Source organism: Brevibacillus centrosporus, assembly GCF_003710815.1.
GTDB lineage: Bacteria > Bacillota > Bacilli > Brevibacillales > Brevibacillaceae > Brevibacillus > Brevibacillus centrosporus.
On the sequence record NZ_RHHP01000010.1, the window covers coordinates 90,273 to 105,599 of the forward strand.

The window sequence follows — 15,327 nt, forward strand, 5'->3', positions numbered from 1 at the left end:
ATGTCAAAAAAGAAGGTGAGATTCGGAGTCATCGGATGCGGTTTGATGGGCAAGGAGTTTGCCAGTGCCGTTTCGCGCTGGTGTCATCTTTTGGATACGGAAGCCGAGCCGCAGATCGTCGCTGTTTGTGACGCCAATCTGGCTGCTGCAATGTGGTTCACTTCCCATTTCCCCAGCATTCGTCATGTGACAAAGCATTACCGGGAGCTGCTTTCGCTGGCAGAAATCGATGCCATCTACTGTGCGGTTCCCCATCACTTGCACGCAGAGCTATACACAGCGATTATTCGGGCAGGCAAGCATTTGCTGGGCGAAAAACCGTTTGGTATCGATCGGGTAGCAAATGAGCAAGTGCAGGAAGCCATCTCGGAGCGTCCAGATGTGGTGGTGCGCTGCTCCTCTGAGCTGCCTTTTTTTCCAGGGGGCTTGAAGGTCTATGATTTTGTGCGAAAAGGAAACGTGGGGAAAGTCATCGAGGTGGAAGCAGGATTTTTACATAGCAGCGACTTGAATCCGCAAAAGCCGATCAACTGGAAGCGCCGGATCGCTACGAATGGCGAATACGGCTGCATGGGGGATCTGGGGATGCACGTCCTGCACTTACCGCTGCGTCTAGGGTGGAAGCCGCGAAATGTGCGAGCGATCCTAAGTAATCTGGTGGAGCAAAGGCCAGAAGCAGACGGCAGTCTGGTCCCTTGTGAGACGTGGGACAACGCTACCTTGCTTTGCGAGGTGAAAGCGGATTCACATGCTTTCCCCATGAGTCTATCGATGAAGCGCATTGCTCCAGGTCATAACAATACCTGGTTCATACGTGTGCTTGGGATGGAAGGCTCCGTCGAATTCAGTACCAAAAATCCGAAAGAATTACGTACGATGCTTTATCGGCCCGGAGGAGAGCAGGCTTGGCGCACGGAAGATTTGCCCTATGCTTCTGCATACCCGACGATTACCGGAAATATTTTTGAATTTGGCTTTTCCGATGCGATTTTGCAGATGTGGGCAGCGTTTTGCGATGAAGTCGTAAATGGCCCAAATATGCACCAGCCCTTCACATGTGCCACTCCACAAGAAGCTGCTTTTACCCATCAGTTATTTTCAGCTGCTTTGGAATCCCATCGGAAGGGTGTGATTGTCAACCTGGAATAAGGAGTGGTAACGAAATGACCCCTAATATACCGGAAGTCGTAGTCGCTGGACTTGTTTGTCTGGATGTCATCCCTTCCATCCAGGAAGGGAAATTACTAAAGCAATTTTTCTTGCCAGGCAAGCTGATCGAGGTAGGAGCTGCGACGATCGCAACAGGCGGAGCCGTTGCCAATACGGGGGTTGCCCTGCATCGTTTGGGGATATCGACGAGTCTCATGGGCAAGGTGGGCAATGATGAATTCGGCAGGATTCTCCTTGATTCCTTGAAGAGAGTGGATCCTCGTTTGGCTGAGACCATGATCGTAGAAGAGGGACAGCACACCTCTTACTCCATCGTCTTGAGCATTCCTGGTGTTGATCGCATCTTTCTGCATTGTCCTGGCGCCAATGATACATTTGCTGTTGAGGACATCAAAACCGAACAGGTCGAGCGAGCAAAGCTGTTCCATTTTGGCTATCCGCCACAAATGAAACGAATTCGTGAACGTGAAGGGCATAATCTTGCGCAGCTCATGGAAAGAGTAAAAGGTTTAGGGGTAGCCACTTCTTTGGACATGGCGATGCCTGACCCGGATGCAGAATCTGGGAGCATCGACTGGGTAGGCGTGCTGCGCAAAACCTTGCCGCATGTAGATATTTTCTTGCCCAGCTTGGAGGAAATCCTGTTTATGCTGAAGCGCCCTTTCTATGATGAGCTGCAGCTTCGGACGGGCCAGGACGGAATGTTGTCTCTCGTCGGAGAAGAAGTGATTGGCGAGCTTGCGGAAGAGCTGCTTGGTATGGGATGTGGAATGGTTGTCATCAAGCTGGGAGAATCCGGTTTGTATTTGCAAACAGGCTCCAAAAAGCGGCTATTAGAAATAGGGGCAGGACTGATTGGTGACGTGGAAAGCTGGTCCGAAAGGCAGCTGTGGGCACCTTGCTTTGAAACAAATGTAAAAGGAACGACAGGTGCAGGAGATTGCACCATCGCTGGATTTTTGGCGGGTTTGCTCAAAGGGCTTTCACCAAAGAGCGCGATGAATCATGCCGTTGCCGTCGGTGCTTTTTGTGTGGAAGCGATCGATGCTACAAGCGGCGTGGTTCCGTGGGAGCAAGTATCCGTGCGGGTACGTGAGAGGGGCGATCGACTTCCTCTGCGACAGGCTCCAGCCTGCTGGGAGTGGCAGGAGGCGGCAACGGTATGGATCGGACCCAAGGATCGATCGCGCGTTTAATGTTGTTTGAAAATGTTTGTTTGTGGAATTGAATGAATCGAGGCAAGTGCTTTCGCTTTCGAGGGGGAAAATCATGCTGAACAGCACGAGACAAATACAGATGAAAGAGTTTATCGAGAAACAGAAAAACGTTACGGTTCAACAATTGATCGAGCATTTTCGGGTATCGGATATGACTGTTCGCCGCGACTTGGTGCAGCTGGAAAAACTGGGCACCTTTAAGCGGGTTCATGGCGGCGTCGTTTACACCGAAGATTTGGAAGAAGACATCCTGCTTTCCATTCGCGAGGATTCGCACAAGCCGGAAAAGGAGAGAATTGCCGAAAAGGCGGTTTCCCTCGTTCAGGAGGGGCAGTCTGTGCTGCTGGATGCAGGCTCGACCACTCTCGAAATCGCTAGAGGTCTGCTCGCTCAAAAAAACATCACGGTCATTACTAATGCGATTAATATTGCTTCTTTGCTGTCGCAAAATGTGAATCTGCAGGTCATTATGACGGGAGGCGATGTACGTCATTCCACGCAATCGCTGGTCGGCCCCACAACCGTTCAGTTTTTACGGCAGCTGCAGGTGGATCACGCCTTTATTGGCTGCAGCGGGCTTTCCCAGCAGCGCGGTCTCATGAATTCCAACATGGTCGAAGGAGAAGTCAAACGTACAATGATGACCGTGACCCGTCACGTCTATGTAGTCGCGGATCATACAAAATTTGAACAAACAGCCTTCAACAGATTCGCTGGATGGGAGCACGTCGATGCCGTGATTTCGACCAAGCAAGTAAAAGAGGAGTACCAGCGCGAGTTCCAGGAAAAAGAAAGTCCGAAGCTCGTTCTCGTCTAAATTTCAGGGAGGTTTTTGTCCATGGCCAATCGTGAAGAAGTAAAGCAGCGCACGGTAGAGCTTTTACACAAAGCGGGATTATTGCTGACAGAAGAAGAGCAGAAACAAATCGAGATTGCGGATATGGGATTGGGGCATCTTGAGATCGAAGGGCTGCAGCTGTTTACGTACATCAATACTGATCGTTACTGCGCCAAGGAGCTGGTGCTTTTCCCAAGACAAACGTGCCCGGAGCATCTGCATCCACCAGTAAATGGCGAAGATGGGAAAATGGAAACGTTTCGCTGCCGTTGGGGAACTGTCTATCTGTACGTGGAAGGGGAGGAAACGCCAAACATTCAAGGCATTCCTCCCGCAGGAAAAGAAGCCTTTTACACAGCCAGACACGAAATCGTTTTGAGGCCAGGCGAGCAATACACGATTCCCCCGCATACGAAGCACTGGTTTCAGGCGAGCGACGAAGGGGCAATCGTTTCCGAATTTTCCAGTACGAGCCGGGATGAGTTCGATGTGTTTACTGACCCAGGAGTAAATCGATTGGAAGGTATCAATACGTAAGGCGCCGTTTTGACGGAAAATTCCCAAAACAGCAGCTGAGGTGTTTTAGTAAGCGCTTACTTTCGCTTTGTCAGATTCCTTACAAATGGAAAGGGGTAATCGGCAATGAAGCAGTGGAGGAAATCGCTTCTGATTGGTGTCTCAACACTCCTGACGGTTATGCTCGCCGCATGCAGTAGTACACCTGCTGGCGGGAATGGCAGTGGCAGTGCTGGAAGTGGAGCATCTGGCTCATCAGGCTCATCGGGCGGAGGGGAGTTGACTGTTGCGGGTGTCGTTTTTCAGGAAGACCAATTCATGAAGCTGCTCTCCATTGGGTATGAGGATGCTGCCAAAGCTGCCGGAGTGAAAATTTTGACGAGCAATACAGGAAACGATCAAGGAAAAGAGGCAGAGCTGATCAATACTTACGTTGCTCAAAAGGTGAACGGAATTGCAATTGCCCCATTGAATCAGGAGTCCTCCATAGCGGCATTGCAGCGGGCAGATGAGCAAGGGGTGAAGGTAGCGGTCACGAATATTTCCTTGAGCAATGCCCCATTCATTGTTGGTGGTTTTACATCCGACAATCAGAACATCGGGCAGATTACAGGCAAAGCAGCAGCTGCCTATATCAAAGAAAAATTGGGCGGCAAAGCGAAGATTGCGATCATCCAATACAAGTCGCTACTCCCTGAGCAAAGTGCGGCACGCTATACGGGGTTTGTGGAAGAAGTAAAAAAGGAAAATCCGGACGTCGAGATTGTGGCCGATCAGGACGCATGGATCCAGGATAAAGCAGTAGCTGTGACAGGTGACGTACTGACCGCTCATCCAGATGTCGACATCATCTGGGCCGCAAATGAAGGCGGGACGATCGGTGCGGTCATGGCCGTTAAGAATGCTGGAAAAGCAGGGAAGATCAAAGTCTTTGGCACCGATGCCAGCGACCAGCTAATCTTTATGCTGAAAGCAGATGACGACATCCTGCAGGCGATAACCGGTCAAGATCCATACACCATGGGCTACAAGGCAATGGAGCTTTTGATCAAGCAAGTAAAGGGAGAAGACGTCAGTGCGAGCAAAGGGAAGACCGAGATTGTAGACGGAATCTTGCTCAGCCGCTCCAATCCAGATGGCATCGCCAAATTTGAAGCAGACCTGAAAGCAAAGATGGGGAAATAGGTGTTCGGTTCGCATTTCCAGGGTTCCTGCAGTATGCCTCTTCCCGATTCTGCAGGGCCCGCTTTCTATTTTTGCAAGGGAATGGTGGTGGCCCCATGTGACGAGATTGGAGACGAGAAGCATAACCAAAATATACCCTGGCACGGTTGCCTTGCAGCAAGTATCCGCTTCCTTTGAAAGTGGCAAGGTGCATGCGCTGCTCGGGAAAAATGGCTCTGGAAAGTCCACTCTGCTCAAAATCTTTTCGGGAGCTGTCCAGCCGACCAGCGGCGAGGTCGTGCTCGATGGCACTCCCTTGAAGTTCACAGACCCGAGTCAAGCATTTGCCAAAGGAATTGCTACCGTGTATCAGGAGCTAAGCCTCGTTCCCGGGATGTCCGTAGCGGAAAATATTCTGCTTGGCCGAACCCCCATGCGTGGTCCACTCGTCAACTGGAAGCAAACGTATGCGAAGGCAAAGGAGCTAATGCAAGAGCTGCGCGTTGATATACCCGCAGACGAAATGGTCTACAACTTAAGTGTCGGGCAAGCGCAGATGATCGAAATCGTAAAGGCGATGAGCTTTCGGCCAAAGGTGCTGCAGTTGGATGAACCCACCTCAGCCTTGGCGAAGAACGAGGTAGAAGCGCTCTTTGCGATGATCCGCGAATTAAAAAAGCAGGACGTGATTATCATCTACGTTTCGCATCGCTTGCACGAGCTATGGGAAATAGCGGACAGCTGCACGGTATTGCGAGAGGGCCAGTTGATTGGTACAGCACCTATGGCAAAGCTATCCCGGCGTGAGCTGATCAGCATGATGTTTGGCGATGTGGAAATTCGGACGCGTCCGAGTGATTTACGCCGATCGGAACGGATTGTCCTGGAGGTAAAAGGATTAACCCGAAAAAACAAATGGAAAGACATTTCCTTTCAGCTGCATGAAGGAGAAATTCTCGGAATTGCTGGGATGCTCGGCTCAGGGCGTACAGAGCTGTTAAAATCCATCTTTGGCGCAGAGCGTTTTGACAGCGGAGAGATTATGTATCAAGGGGAGTGCATTCCTGCCCCTACTCCTGAAAAAATGAAAAAAAGGGGGTTTGCCCTGACCCCGGAGGACAGAAAACAAGAAGGCTTGATTCAAATCCATTCCATCCGTGAAAATCTATGTCTTGCCAATTTCGACCAGATCCGAAAAGGTCTTTTTCTGGATCGTCAAAAGGAACTCCAGCTTGTCGATCGTCAACTGACTGATCTGCAAATCAAGGTGACCGACATCGAGCATCCGATCTCTTCTTTATCGGGTGGCAATCAGCAGAAAGTGGTCGTGGGAAACTGGTTGAATAGCAACCCCCGCGTCATTTTCTTTGACGAGCCGACCCGAGGTATCGATGTGAACGCCAAGCAACAAATCTTTCAAATCATTTGGGATCAGTCGCGCAAAGGTGTGTCCAGCATCATCGTTTCATCCGAGCTGGAGGAGCTGCTGGAGGTGTGTCACCGCATTTTGATCCTGCGCGATGGACAGATTGTGGGAGAATACGAACCGGAAGAGCTGCGGATGGAAGATGTGTATGCGCTGAGTATGGGAGGCGAGGAACGTGAAATCGACCCCGATCGAGGTTAACCATACTACGAAGCAGGGCCAAGCAGCCCTATGGAGCAAAATCGTCAACAAATACGTGCTGGAGATCATCCTCCTCGTGATTATTCTGTCGATGACCTTCGCTTCTCCTGGCTTTCTCACGACGGATAATCTGCTGAACATCCTGAGGAACATGGCCCTGCAGGGATGCATCGCGTTTGGCATGACGATGGTGATTATTGCAGGCGAGATTGATTTGTCGATTGGCTCGACGGTTGCTTTAACAGGGGTGATTGTCGGTTTGGTGAGCGGATGGTTGTCCGAAGCAGGCTGGATGGGAATCGATCAAGCAGCCCTCGTAGGAATCGTTGTCGCTTTTTTCGCAGCCGGCTTGCTAGGACTTTTTAACGGATGGATACTGACAAAATACAAGCTGCCTTCGTTTATCATCACCCTCGCGATGCTCAATGTTATCTACGGACTGGCTGCTGTTGTATCAAAAGGGTTTCCCGTTACGACGCTTCCATCCTGGTACAGCGTGATTGGCTCGGGGAAGATTTGGTCGATACCAATCCCGGCGATCATTCTGCTCTTGGTCTTCGCTGTCGTTTTTGTCATCATGAACCATACGAAATTTGGGCGTGAGGTGTATGCCGTCGGAGGCAATCCCGAGTCCGCACGTCTCTCTGGAATCCATGTTACCCGGGTGAAGATCATTTGCATGGTTGCCGTTCAGCTTTGTGCAGCCTTGAGCGGAATCCTCGTGTCATCGCAAGTGATGTCTGGATCATTCAACTTTGGAAAAGGGTGGGAGATGCTAGTCATTGCGGCCGTTATTATCGGGGGAACCAGCTTGATGGGTGGAATTGGCAAGGTGTGGGGCACCTTTATCGGGCTGATTTTTCTCGGGGTACTGATCAACGCCATGGTGCTATTAAATATTAACGAATACGTGCAATACATCGTTCGAGGACTGTTGATTCTCATTGCTGTTCTCATTACGGCTATCCAATTTCAGAAAAAGCGTGCCCGTTAGAATGGAAGCAGCCCGATTCTTTTCTTGGGCTGTTTTTTTCAGTAGGAAAAAGGGGGGCAGATGGCAATGCCTAACAATCTGTGCATCGTCAAGGAAAGCAAACTGGAAAACGGAATGATCGCTATCGAGATGCATACCCCGCTGCTGCGGGTAGTTGTCCTGCCAGCGAAGGGAGCGGATATACACAGCATTCAGTACAAAAAACGCGAAAATCTGGAGCTTTTGTGGAAAGCCCCTTGGGGTGTGAGCGCGCCGGGAATGAGCAGGCTTCACAGCGAGGGCTCCAAGCAGCGATGGCTGGATGCCTATCATGGAGGCTGGCAGCTCATGTTTCCGAATGCGGGGATTGAATGCCACTATAAAGGCGCACTGTACGGCTTTCATGGAGAAGCAAGCATGGTGCCCTGGAAGTATCAGGTTGAGAAAACAGGCGAAAAGCTGCGTGTACGATTTTGTACCGATTTAACGAGATCTCCCTTTCGTCTGGAGCGGGTACTGCAGCTGGAGTCGAACACGGCGACTCTGACGATCGAAGAGAAGATCACAAACCTGGGTAGGGAAGCCATGGACTGCGAGTGGGGGCAGCATATTGCTTGAATTTCAGGGACTCAAAGACTACCCGTTTTACGGGCGCTGCTACGTCATGGGAGTGGAGCCTTGCAGTACGTTTTCAGAGGAAGGCTTGCTAGACTCGATAGAAAAAGGAGTGGCGATGCGCATCGAGCCAGCACAGTCCAAATGCTTTTCATTGAAGCTCACGGTTTTCGAAGGGAGAAGGAACAACACAGGGCATAGAGATTGCGGAGATTGAATGATTGTATGCTAGCTTCTATACTAATTTTATCTTCGCTTTTTCCGCTGCTGGAGAAAAGTGTCCAAGGGACGTGCTGCCTGATGTTTTTAATAGGAGAAATCTCAAAGCTCTTCCAAATCGATATCCGCACCTTGCGATATTACGATGATATCGACTTGTTTAAGCCTGCCCACGTCGATGAAAAAACGGGCTACCGCTACTACTCGATCGAGCAATTTGAACAGCTCAATACCATCCTGTACTTAAAAGCATTGAACATCCCGCTGAAAAATGTGAAGTACTTTTTGGAAAACCGGGATATCGACCGAATCCTGCAGTTACTGGAAGAACAGCAGCGGGAAACACAAAGGCGCATCCAGGAATTTATGCAGATTGAAAAAAAGATTGCGAGCCGCATCCATCAGATCATGGACGCCACACAGAAGGAAGAGCTGGAAAAGATCAAAGAAGTTTCCATTCCGGAACGCATGATCGTACGTCTGAAACAAAAAATTCAAAAGAACGACAGCCTGGAAATGTCTATACGCCTGCTGGAAAACAGTACGAGGATGAAATCCACGATTTTTCTGGGGAAAGTCGGGTTATTGCTTGACGTGGAAAAGGTCAAGGAACGGAGCTTTGAGGAGTATGACTCTATCTTTGTCATCATGGAAAATGAAAGCTTGGAAATGGAGGAGGCGCAGGCAACGACGCTCCCTGCTGGCCAATACGCCACGATTCGCTTTACAGGGACGCATGCCGACGCCTCTTTCTACTATGAAAAGCTCTTGGATTATTTCAAGCGGAAAGGCTACGAAATGACAGAGGATGCAATTGAAATTACGTTGATCGATTATGGTCTTACGAATGACAGATCCAAATTTGTCACCGAAATCCAGATACGAGTCAAAACGAGCAGAGAGGCAGGTTTACCCCCCGAGCAGTGATCTGGATAGCTTTAAGGCATCGATCACGATTTTAAATCCACTCTCTTTCTGTGCCCGAATGACGGAAACGGCTTTTTCCCGGTCCTTGCTGCGCAGCGCCTCTACAACGGCGCGGTGCTCTTCATTGGACGCGCGTAGACGAGCGGGATCATGGTGGAAAATCATCTTTGAATTTTCGCTTCTCATGAACAGATTCTCAATCATTTCTACCAGAATAGGAGCGTGGGAGGCGCGGTAGAGCAGCTGGTGGAACTGGCGGTTGCTCGCGGTGTAGGTGGGAATGTCGTTATTCTGGATGCTTTCATCCATGCTCTGTACATGGCTTTCTAAGAGGTCCAGCTCCTCGGAAGTCGCTGCATCTACGGCAAGTCTAGTGGCTAGCGTCTCTAGTTCAACGCGAATCGTGAAGATCTCCTCCAGGTTTTTGATATTCAGAGGTGCAATTCGTGCGCCACTATGTGATTTCAGCTCGAGCAAACCATCGGAAGCCAGCTTCTTGATCGCTTCACGTACGGGAATGTCACTAACACCGAGCTGGCGAGATACCTCTCGAATGACGAGACGATCTCCAGGATTATAGGCTCCGGTCAAAATCCTCTCCTTCAAATACTCGTATACTTTATCTGATTTGGTATTCCCCTCAAAATCTCCGATTGTCATGGAATAAACGCTCCCTCGAAATATGATTCTCGCAAATCCCATTCTAGTTATTCTATAGATGTAAGAAGTAGGAATCTTTTCATAAAGAATCCACTAAAAATATATCATGTCGTATAGTAATTATATATGATTTCGTCAATTTTGTACATGATTCGTAAACGAAGGGTATTTTCGCAAACGCGTTGTGAGAAAATTCATGGAAAAAAGCTCTTGAAGTTTCGCAATATTTTTTATAATATACAGTCATGATTCAGATTATATATAATTTGACTCATCATCATATGTAATGGTGGAAATTTTCCATATCATTTTGAGCAGAAGGTGAGCTGATACGATGTACGCTGAGTTGCTTGAGGGAGCGTATGACCTCCATGTACACACAGGACCTGATGTCAACGAACGAAAGCTCGATGACCTCGAGATGGCGGAGCGGGTTCAACGTCTAGGAATGAAAGGCTTCGGGATCAAATCTCATTACTTCTGTACAGCAGAGCGGGCGAGATTGGTGAAGAAGCTGTATCCTGACGTCAATCCGATCGGGGCGATTGCCCTGAACTATCCGACAGGCGGAATCAATCCGATGGCTGTCGAGATGGCAGCGCGCGATGGAGCCAAAATTGTTTGGATGCCTACTTTTGATGCCGCCAATGAGCTCCGATACTTATTGGCGCAAAACAGCTATGAAGAGCTACCCCCTTGGGCGAAGGTACAGCTGGAGCTGAATCAGCAGGGCAAAACACAGGCTGGTCTTTCCGTTCTAGAGGATGGCAAGCTGACGGCAGCCGCCCAAGAGGTAGTGGAGATCGTGGCGCAGCGAGATCTGATCCTCGCCACGGGTCACTTGGGCAAGGAAGAAATTTATCATCTGGTACGTGCCGCACGCGAACACGGCGTGAAAAAGGTCGTGGTCACCCATCCCACGTTTTCTTCTGTAAGCCTTTCCAAAGAGGAGCAGAAGGAGCTTGTGCAGCTAGGAGCTTACATGGAGCAGTGCTTTGGTGTCATTACACCGACGTATGGAGTGGACTGGGAACAGCTGTATGAAATGATTCGCTATGTCGGACCGGAGCATACGATCCTTTCCAGCGACCTTGGACAAGTGAACAATCCGTTCCCAGATGAAGGAATGATCACTTTTGTTACCAATCTGCTGAACAATGGCTTTGGAAAAGAAGAAATCAAGCAAATGACTGCCACCAACACGACGTTTTTGGTAGAAGGCTAGAAATCCACATACACAGGAGGGAAAATATGGGGAACGCAACCATTAAGGCAGCAAACTGGAACACGATGCAGGAAGTGCTAGTACGCGAAGGAGTGACTCGAAAAGCATTCAGCGGGGAAGGGGCTACGCTCGCCCTGCACGTACTTCACCCCGGACATGAACCGAAGCCGCATCATCATTCCTACGAGCAGATTGTCTACATCGTGAGCGGCAAGGTGAATTTTCATGTGGGTGCAGAGATCGTCTATCTGGAGGCAGGAGGACTTCTCGTGGTGCCGCCAGACGTAGAACATTACGCAGAAGTCGTTGGCGATGAGCCTGTATACAATCTGGACATCTTTACACCAAAAAGAGCAGAGTACGATGCATAGACAGGAGAGGGACTCTTCATTCAAAGAAAGACTGAGAGTGGGCGCGCCGCAGCTGGGGACTTTTGTGAAGATATATTCCGCTGAGATCATTGAGCTGTTAGGGATGGCAGGTTTTGATTTTATCGTGATCGATATGGAGCATACCACCCTGAGCTTCTCTCAGGTGGAGCAGATGGTTCGCGTAGCAGATCTCCATGGAATGACGAGCATGGTGAGGATACCGGATGCGACCAGGAGCTCCGTGCTCAGAGCGTTGGATTTGGGTGCGACAGGCATCCAGATCCCGCAGCTGTACGGAGTGGAAGAGGTCAAGGATGCTGTAGACAAAGCGAAATATCCGCCGGAAGGGTCACGTGGAGTAACTTACGCCCACCGCGCAGCAGGTTTCGGGAATACACCGCCAAACTATTTGGCAAAAGCCAACCAGCAGACAACGATAGCCATTCATATCGAAACTGAAAGCGCTTACGATCAGGTGGATGCGATCTGCCAGGTAGAGGGATGGGATGTAGCATTTATCGGGCCAGTCGATTTGGGAATATCCTTGGGAGTTGGAGCCGACTATTTGCACGGAGGGCTCGCCCAGCCTGTCCATCGCATTTTGGAGGTTTGTCAGCAGCGAGGGAAACAAGCGGGAATCGCCGTCACTAATGAAGAGCAGTATCGTTTTGCGCTCCAACATCAAATTCCCTATATCGTATGGGCGTCCGATGTAGCTTTGTTCAAACAGGGAATAGAAGGTATCGTCAAAGTCTGTGCCTTGCGTAAAAACGCGTAAGGCGCAGTTTCCAAGCATGATAGAGCCTAAGGGGGGTTATCCATGGGGAAAGCAGCAACAGACAGCATCCTTGTAACGAAAGACCAATCCAGCGTGAAGCTGAGTGAAGAGGGAAAGAAAACGTTACTGGCAGCCTTCTTTGGATTTACAGTCGATATGATTGACGTGTATTTGCCGATTATTGCCCTAGCGCCTGCGATGGTGTATTTTCAGCCGGCAGATCTTTCGCCGACAGTAGAAACGACGCTCTATTTCCTGGTATTTGTCCTGTCGCTGATTGGACGGCCGATTGGTTCGATGATCTTCGGTTATTACGGAGACAAGATCGGGCGGAGAAAAACGACCCTGGTATCCATTCTCGGCATTGCGGTCTCGACACTGTTGATTGCGCTATTGCCCGGGTATGCTGCCTGGGGACTCGGCGGTATTATCACAATGGCGATCCTCCGACTGTTTGCGGGTATTTTTATGGGAGGCGAGTATACGTCAGCGAATCCTTTGGCTATGGAGTACGCACCCAAGCAAAAGCGTGGACTGTTTGGCGGATTTATCAATGCCGGCTTTCCAGCTGGAACGATTATCGTATCCGTTGTGACGCTGGCTACCCTGAAGCTATTCCCGGCGGGAGACGCGACCTCCGCTTATGCCGTGTGGGGGTGGAGAATTCCTTTTATCATCGGTGCCATGCTATCTTTTGCCCTATTTATTTACTCCTATTATAAAGTACCAGAATCAGAGGTATGGAAAGAATCCAAAAAGGCGGATAACCCTCTCAAGGATCTATTCAGCAAAGCAAATCTGGCCCAGCTCGGCCAAGTATTTCTGGTCATGAGCGGTGTGTGGTTTGCAACCAACGCAATCATTTCGTCGTTGCCTGGTATGCTGAAGATGCTGAAGGTAGACAGTACCCTTTCCACCAATGCACAACTCATCACAAACATTGTCATGTTCTTTCTGTTTATTTTTGCAGGAGCCATCAGCCAAAAAATCGGACGAAAAGCAGTCCTCATTCTATTCGGCATCTTGGGCTTTACCGTTTCTCCGATTCTCTACTATTATCTGCTCAGCAGCGGCTACCAGAGTGCTGGTTCTCTCATCCTTTTGGTTTTGCTGGTGAACTCGCTGGTGATTCCGGTCTTTGGCGTCTTGACCTCGTACATCACGGAGCGCTTTCATACCGGAGTACGAGCTTCCGGCTATGGAGTAGGCTACAGTCTGGCACTTATCATTCCAGCGCTAACGCCATTTATCATGCTCGGTTTGCAACGCTTCATGCCGTATGTCTATACCCCGATCGTGATTCTGGTCATAGGCGGACTCTTCATTACAATAGGCGCACTGATCGGTCCCGAAACCAAAGAAGTCGACTTATAAGCGAGCAGCAACTTTTTATTGACCCTCCATCTACTGGAGGGTTTATTCTTTCTCCAAGAATAAATGAAGGAGAGGAAAATCACTGTGCTCGGAACCATTGTGAACGTTGTATTGATCATCATTGGCAGTATGATTGGAAGTATTTTCAAGAGAGGGATGAAAGAATCCTATCAAGACATCCTGATGCAGGGAATGGGGCTCGCCGTCACGGCGCTTGGTGTTTTTTCCATCTCGAAGCATATGGGGAATAGTCAATACCCGGTTTTGTTCATCGTAAGTCTCGCAGTAGGGAGTATTGTTGGTGAAAAGCTGGATATGGAGAGCCGATTTAAGAACCTCGTCTCTCGTATCTCCAAAGGAAACCTGGCTGAGGGCTTATCGACGGCTGTACTGCTATTCTGCATCGGTACCTTGTCCATAGTCGGACCGATTGAGAGTGCATTGAACGGCAATCAGACCTATTTGTTTACCAATGCGATCTTGGACTTGATCACATCCATGGTGCTGGCTGTCACTTTCGGCATCGGGATTGCTTTATCTGCCATCGTTTTGTTTTGTTGGCAAGGCTTTTTCTACTTGGCAGCAGGGTATGTTGCCGATTTTATTACTCCTGAGCTGCTCACGGAAATTTCAATTATCGGCGGTGTCTTGATTCTGAGCTCAGGACTTAGCATTCTTGGGGTGAAGAAGTTTAAAACGATGAATCTGATACCCGCGTTGCTCTTTCCAGTGGTATATTTGACGGTGAAGAGTCTCATCGGGTTTTGACGGGACAAGTAGAAAGAAAAAAAGACGGAGTATGAAAAACGGGGGAATCGGCTGATGAGCAGCGTAGTTCGCTTGGAAGAGATTTTTTTTCAACGCCAGGAGCGCGAGGTTATTACAGATGTGCATCTCCAGATTGATCAAGGGGAGCGGTGGGTCTTTCTAGGGAGAAATGGCTCTGGCAAGACAACGATTCTAGAGCTGATCACAGGCTACTTGTTTCCCAGCAAGGGGAGTGTGAAGGTACTGGGACATACATACGGTGAATGCGATGTACGAGAGATTCGGAAGCGCATCGGGTATGTCAGCCAATCGTTATTTGAAAGACTGACCTCTCACGACCCTGTATGGGAAGTCGTCGCCACCGGTGAATACAGCTACTTGCGGATGTATGAGGAAATGCCTCCAAAGCTGAAGGAAAAAGCGTATGAGAAGCTCAAGCAATTCGGCTTGGCGCATCTGAAAGATCAGTTGATTGGCTCTCTTTCCCAAGGAGAACGGAAAAAAGTCATGCTTGCCCGCGCGCTCATGAAATCTCCGGATCTATTGGTACTGGATGAGGTCTGCTCCGGGCTTGACTTATACGAGCGTGAGCAAGTGCTGTCGACCTTAGAAAAAACGGTTGCTGAGTCCACTTTGATCTATGTTACCCATCATTTGGATGAAATTGTCCCCCTGTTTACCCATTGCGCGTTATTCGAAAGAGGGAAAATCATAGCGGCTGGTGCAAAGCATGAGGTTTTGACCACAGAAAACCTGTCGCGTGCTTATCACGTACCGCTTCAGTTGGATTGGCACAACGATAGGCCGATTCTGAAGCTGCTTTGAAGTCCTCTATTGAATCCACAATAAGAATCAGCTAGCCGAGGGTATATTTGCCCCCGGTTT

At 49.4% G+C, this 15,327-nt stretch carries 17 protein-coding genes; 16 read left to right on the top strand and 1 reads right to left on the bottom strand.

Features of this window, described 5'->3' with window-relative positions:
* From EDM55_RS10795 to EDM55_RS10840, 10 genes are all read left to right on the top strand, one after another.
* Nucleotides 1-1,149, top strand: a complete 1,149-nt coding sequence (locus EDM55_RS10795; protein WP_122960332.1) for a Gfo/Idh/MocA family protein — start codon at nucleotides 1-3, stop codon at nucleotides 1,147-1,149.
* Between the two features lie 14 nt (nucleotides 1,150-1,163).
* Nucleotides 1,164-2,366: a carbohydrate kinase family protein gene (locus EDM55_RS10800; protein ID WP_122960333.1), complete on the top strand. Its 1,203-nt coding sequence runs from the start codon at nucleotides 1,164-1,166 to the stop codon at nucleotides 2,364-2,366.
* 73 nt (nucleotides 2,367-2,439) lie between these two features.
* The gene (locus EDM55_RS10805; RefSeq protein ID WP_122960334.1) at nucleotides 2,440-3,204 is read left to right on the top strand and encodes a DeoR/GlpR family DNA-binding transcription regulator; all 765 of its coding nucleotides are present in this window, start codon (nucleotides 2,440-2,442) and stop codon (nucleotides 3,202-3,204) included.
* A gap of 21 nt (nucleotides 3,205-3,225) precedes the next feature.
* Nucleotides 3,226-3,762: a D-lyxose/D-mannose family sugar isomerase gene (locus EDM55_RS10810; protein ID WP_092269819.1), complete on the top strand. Its 537-nt coding sequence runs from the start codon at nucleotides 3,226-3,228 to the stop codon at nucleotides 3,760-3,762.
* Nucleotides 3,763-3,867: 105 nt separating this feature from the next.
* On the top strand, nucleotides 3,868-4,926 hold the full coding sequence (locus EDM55_RS10815; RefSeq protein WP_092269816.1) for a substrate-binding domain-containing protein: 1,059 nt from the start codon (nucleotides 3,868-3,870) through the stop codon (nucleotides 4,924-4,926).
* Between the two features lie 97 nt (nucleotides 4,927-5,023).
* Complete coding sequence (locus EDM55_RS10820; RefSeq protein WP_092269814.1) at nucleotides 5,024-6,532, top strand: sugar ABC transporter ATP-binding protein; 1,509 nt, start codon at nucleotides 5,024-5,026, stop codon at nucleotides 6,530-6,532.
* Nucleotides 6,507-7,526, top strand: coding sequence for an ABC transporter permease (locus EDM55_RS10825; RefSeq protein ID WP_092269811.1), 1,020 nt, complete (start codon nucleotides 6,507-6,509; stop codon nucleotides 7,524-7,526). The genes EDM55_RS10820 and EDM55_RS10825 overlap by 26 nt, the downstream gene beginning before the upstream one ends.
* A gap of 66 nt (nucleotides 7,527-7,592) precedes the next feature.
* Entirely contained in the window at nucleotides 7,593-8,123 is a 531-nt protein-coding gene (locus tag EDM55_RS10830) for a DUF4432 family protein (RefSeq protein WP_170184303.1), read from the top strand.
* Complete coding sequence (locus EDM55_RS10835; protein WP_092269807.1) at nucleotides 8,116-8,337, top strand: hypothetical protein; 222 nt, start codon at nucleotides 8,116-8,118, stop codon at nucleotides 8,335-8,337. Before EDM55_RS10830 ends, EDM55_RS10835 begins: the two co-directional genes overlap by 8 nt.
* An 83-nt stretch (nucleotides 8,338-8,420) precedes the next feature.
* Nucleotides 8,421-9,266: a MerR family transcriptional regulator gene (locus EDM55_RS10840; RefSeq protein ID WP_122960421.1), complete on the top strand. Its 846-nt coding sequence runs from the start codon at nucleotides 8,421-8,423 to the stop codon at nucleotides 9,264-9,266.
* Here the strand turns inward: EDM55_RS10840 and EDM55_RS10845 are convergent.
* Nucleotides 9,249-9,926: a GntR family transcriptional regulator gene (locus EDM55_RS10845; protein ID WP_170184302.1), complete on the bottom strand. Its 678-nt coding sequence runs from the start codon at nucleotides 9,924-9,926 to the stop codon at nucleotides 9,249-9,251. The genes EDM55_RS10840 and EDM55_RS10845 overlap by 18 nt on opposite strands.
* A 334-nt stretch (nucleotides 9,927-10,260) precedes the next feature.
* On the opposite strand from EDM55_RS10845, the gene EDM55_RS10850 reads away from it, so the two are divergent.
* The 6 genes from EDM55_RS10850 to EDM55_RS10875 all read left to right on the top strand — a co-directional run bounded on the left by EDM55_RS10850 (nucleotide 10,261) and on the right by EDM55_RS10875 (nucleotide 15,267).
* Nucleotides 10,261-11,151 carry a DUF6282 family protein gene (locus EDM55_RS10850; protein WP_092269798.1) on the top strand — a complete coding sequence of 297 codons (891 nt, stop codon included), beginning with the start codon at nucleotides 10,261-10,263 and terminating at the stop codon, nucleotides 11,149-11,151.
* A gap of 26 nt (nucleotides 11,152-11,177) precedes the next feature.
* Nucleotides 11,178-11,522 (top strand): cupin domain-containing protein, encoded by a 345-nt coding sequence (locus tag EDM55_RS10855; RefSeq protein ID WP_092269795.1) that lies wholly within the window; start codon nucleotides 11,178-11,180, stop codon nucleotides 11,520-11,522.
* Nucleotides 11,515-12,300: an HpcH/HpaI aldolase family protein gene (locus EDM55_RS10860; protein WP_170184301.1), complete on the top strand. Its 786-nt coding sequence runs from the start codon at nucleotides 11,515-11,517 to the stop codon at nucleotides 12,298-12,300. The genes EDM55_RS10855 and EDM55_RS10860 overlap by 8 nt, the downstream gene beginning before the upstream one ends.
* A gap of 42 nt (nucleotides 12,301-12,342) precedes the next feature.
* On the top strand, nucleotides 12,343-13,674 hold the full coding sequence (locus EDM55_RS10865) for an MFS transporter (protein ID WP_122960337.1): 1,332 nt from the start codon (nucleotides 12,343-12,345) through the stop codon (nucleotides 13,672-13,674).
* Nucleotides 13,675-13,758: 84 nt separating this feature from the next.
* On the top strand, nucleotides 13,759-14,442 hold the full coding sequence (locus EDM55_RS10870; RefSeq protein ID WP_122960422.1) for a DUF554 domain-containing protein: 684 nt from the start codon (nucleotides 13,759-13,761) through the stop codon (nucleotides 14,440-14,442).
* A gap of 54 nt (nucleotides 14,443-14,496) precedes the next feature.
* On the top strand, nucleotides 14,497-15,267 hold the full coding sequence (locus EDM55_RS10875; RefSeq protein WP_122960338.1) for an ABC transporter ATP-binding protein: 771 nt from the start codon (nucleotides 14,497-14,499) through the stop codon (nucleotides 15,265-15,267).
* The last annotated feature ends 60 nt before the right edge of the window (nucleotides 15,268-15,327 follow it).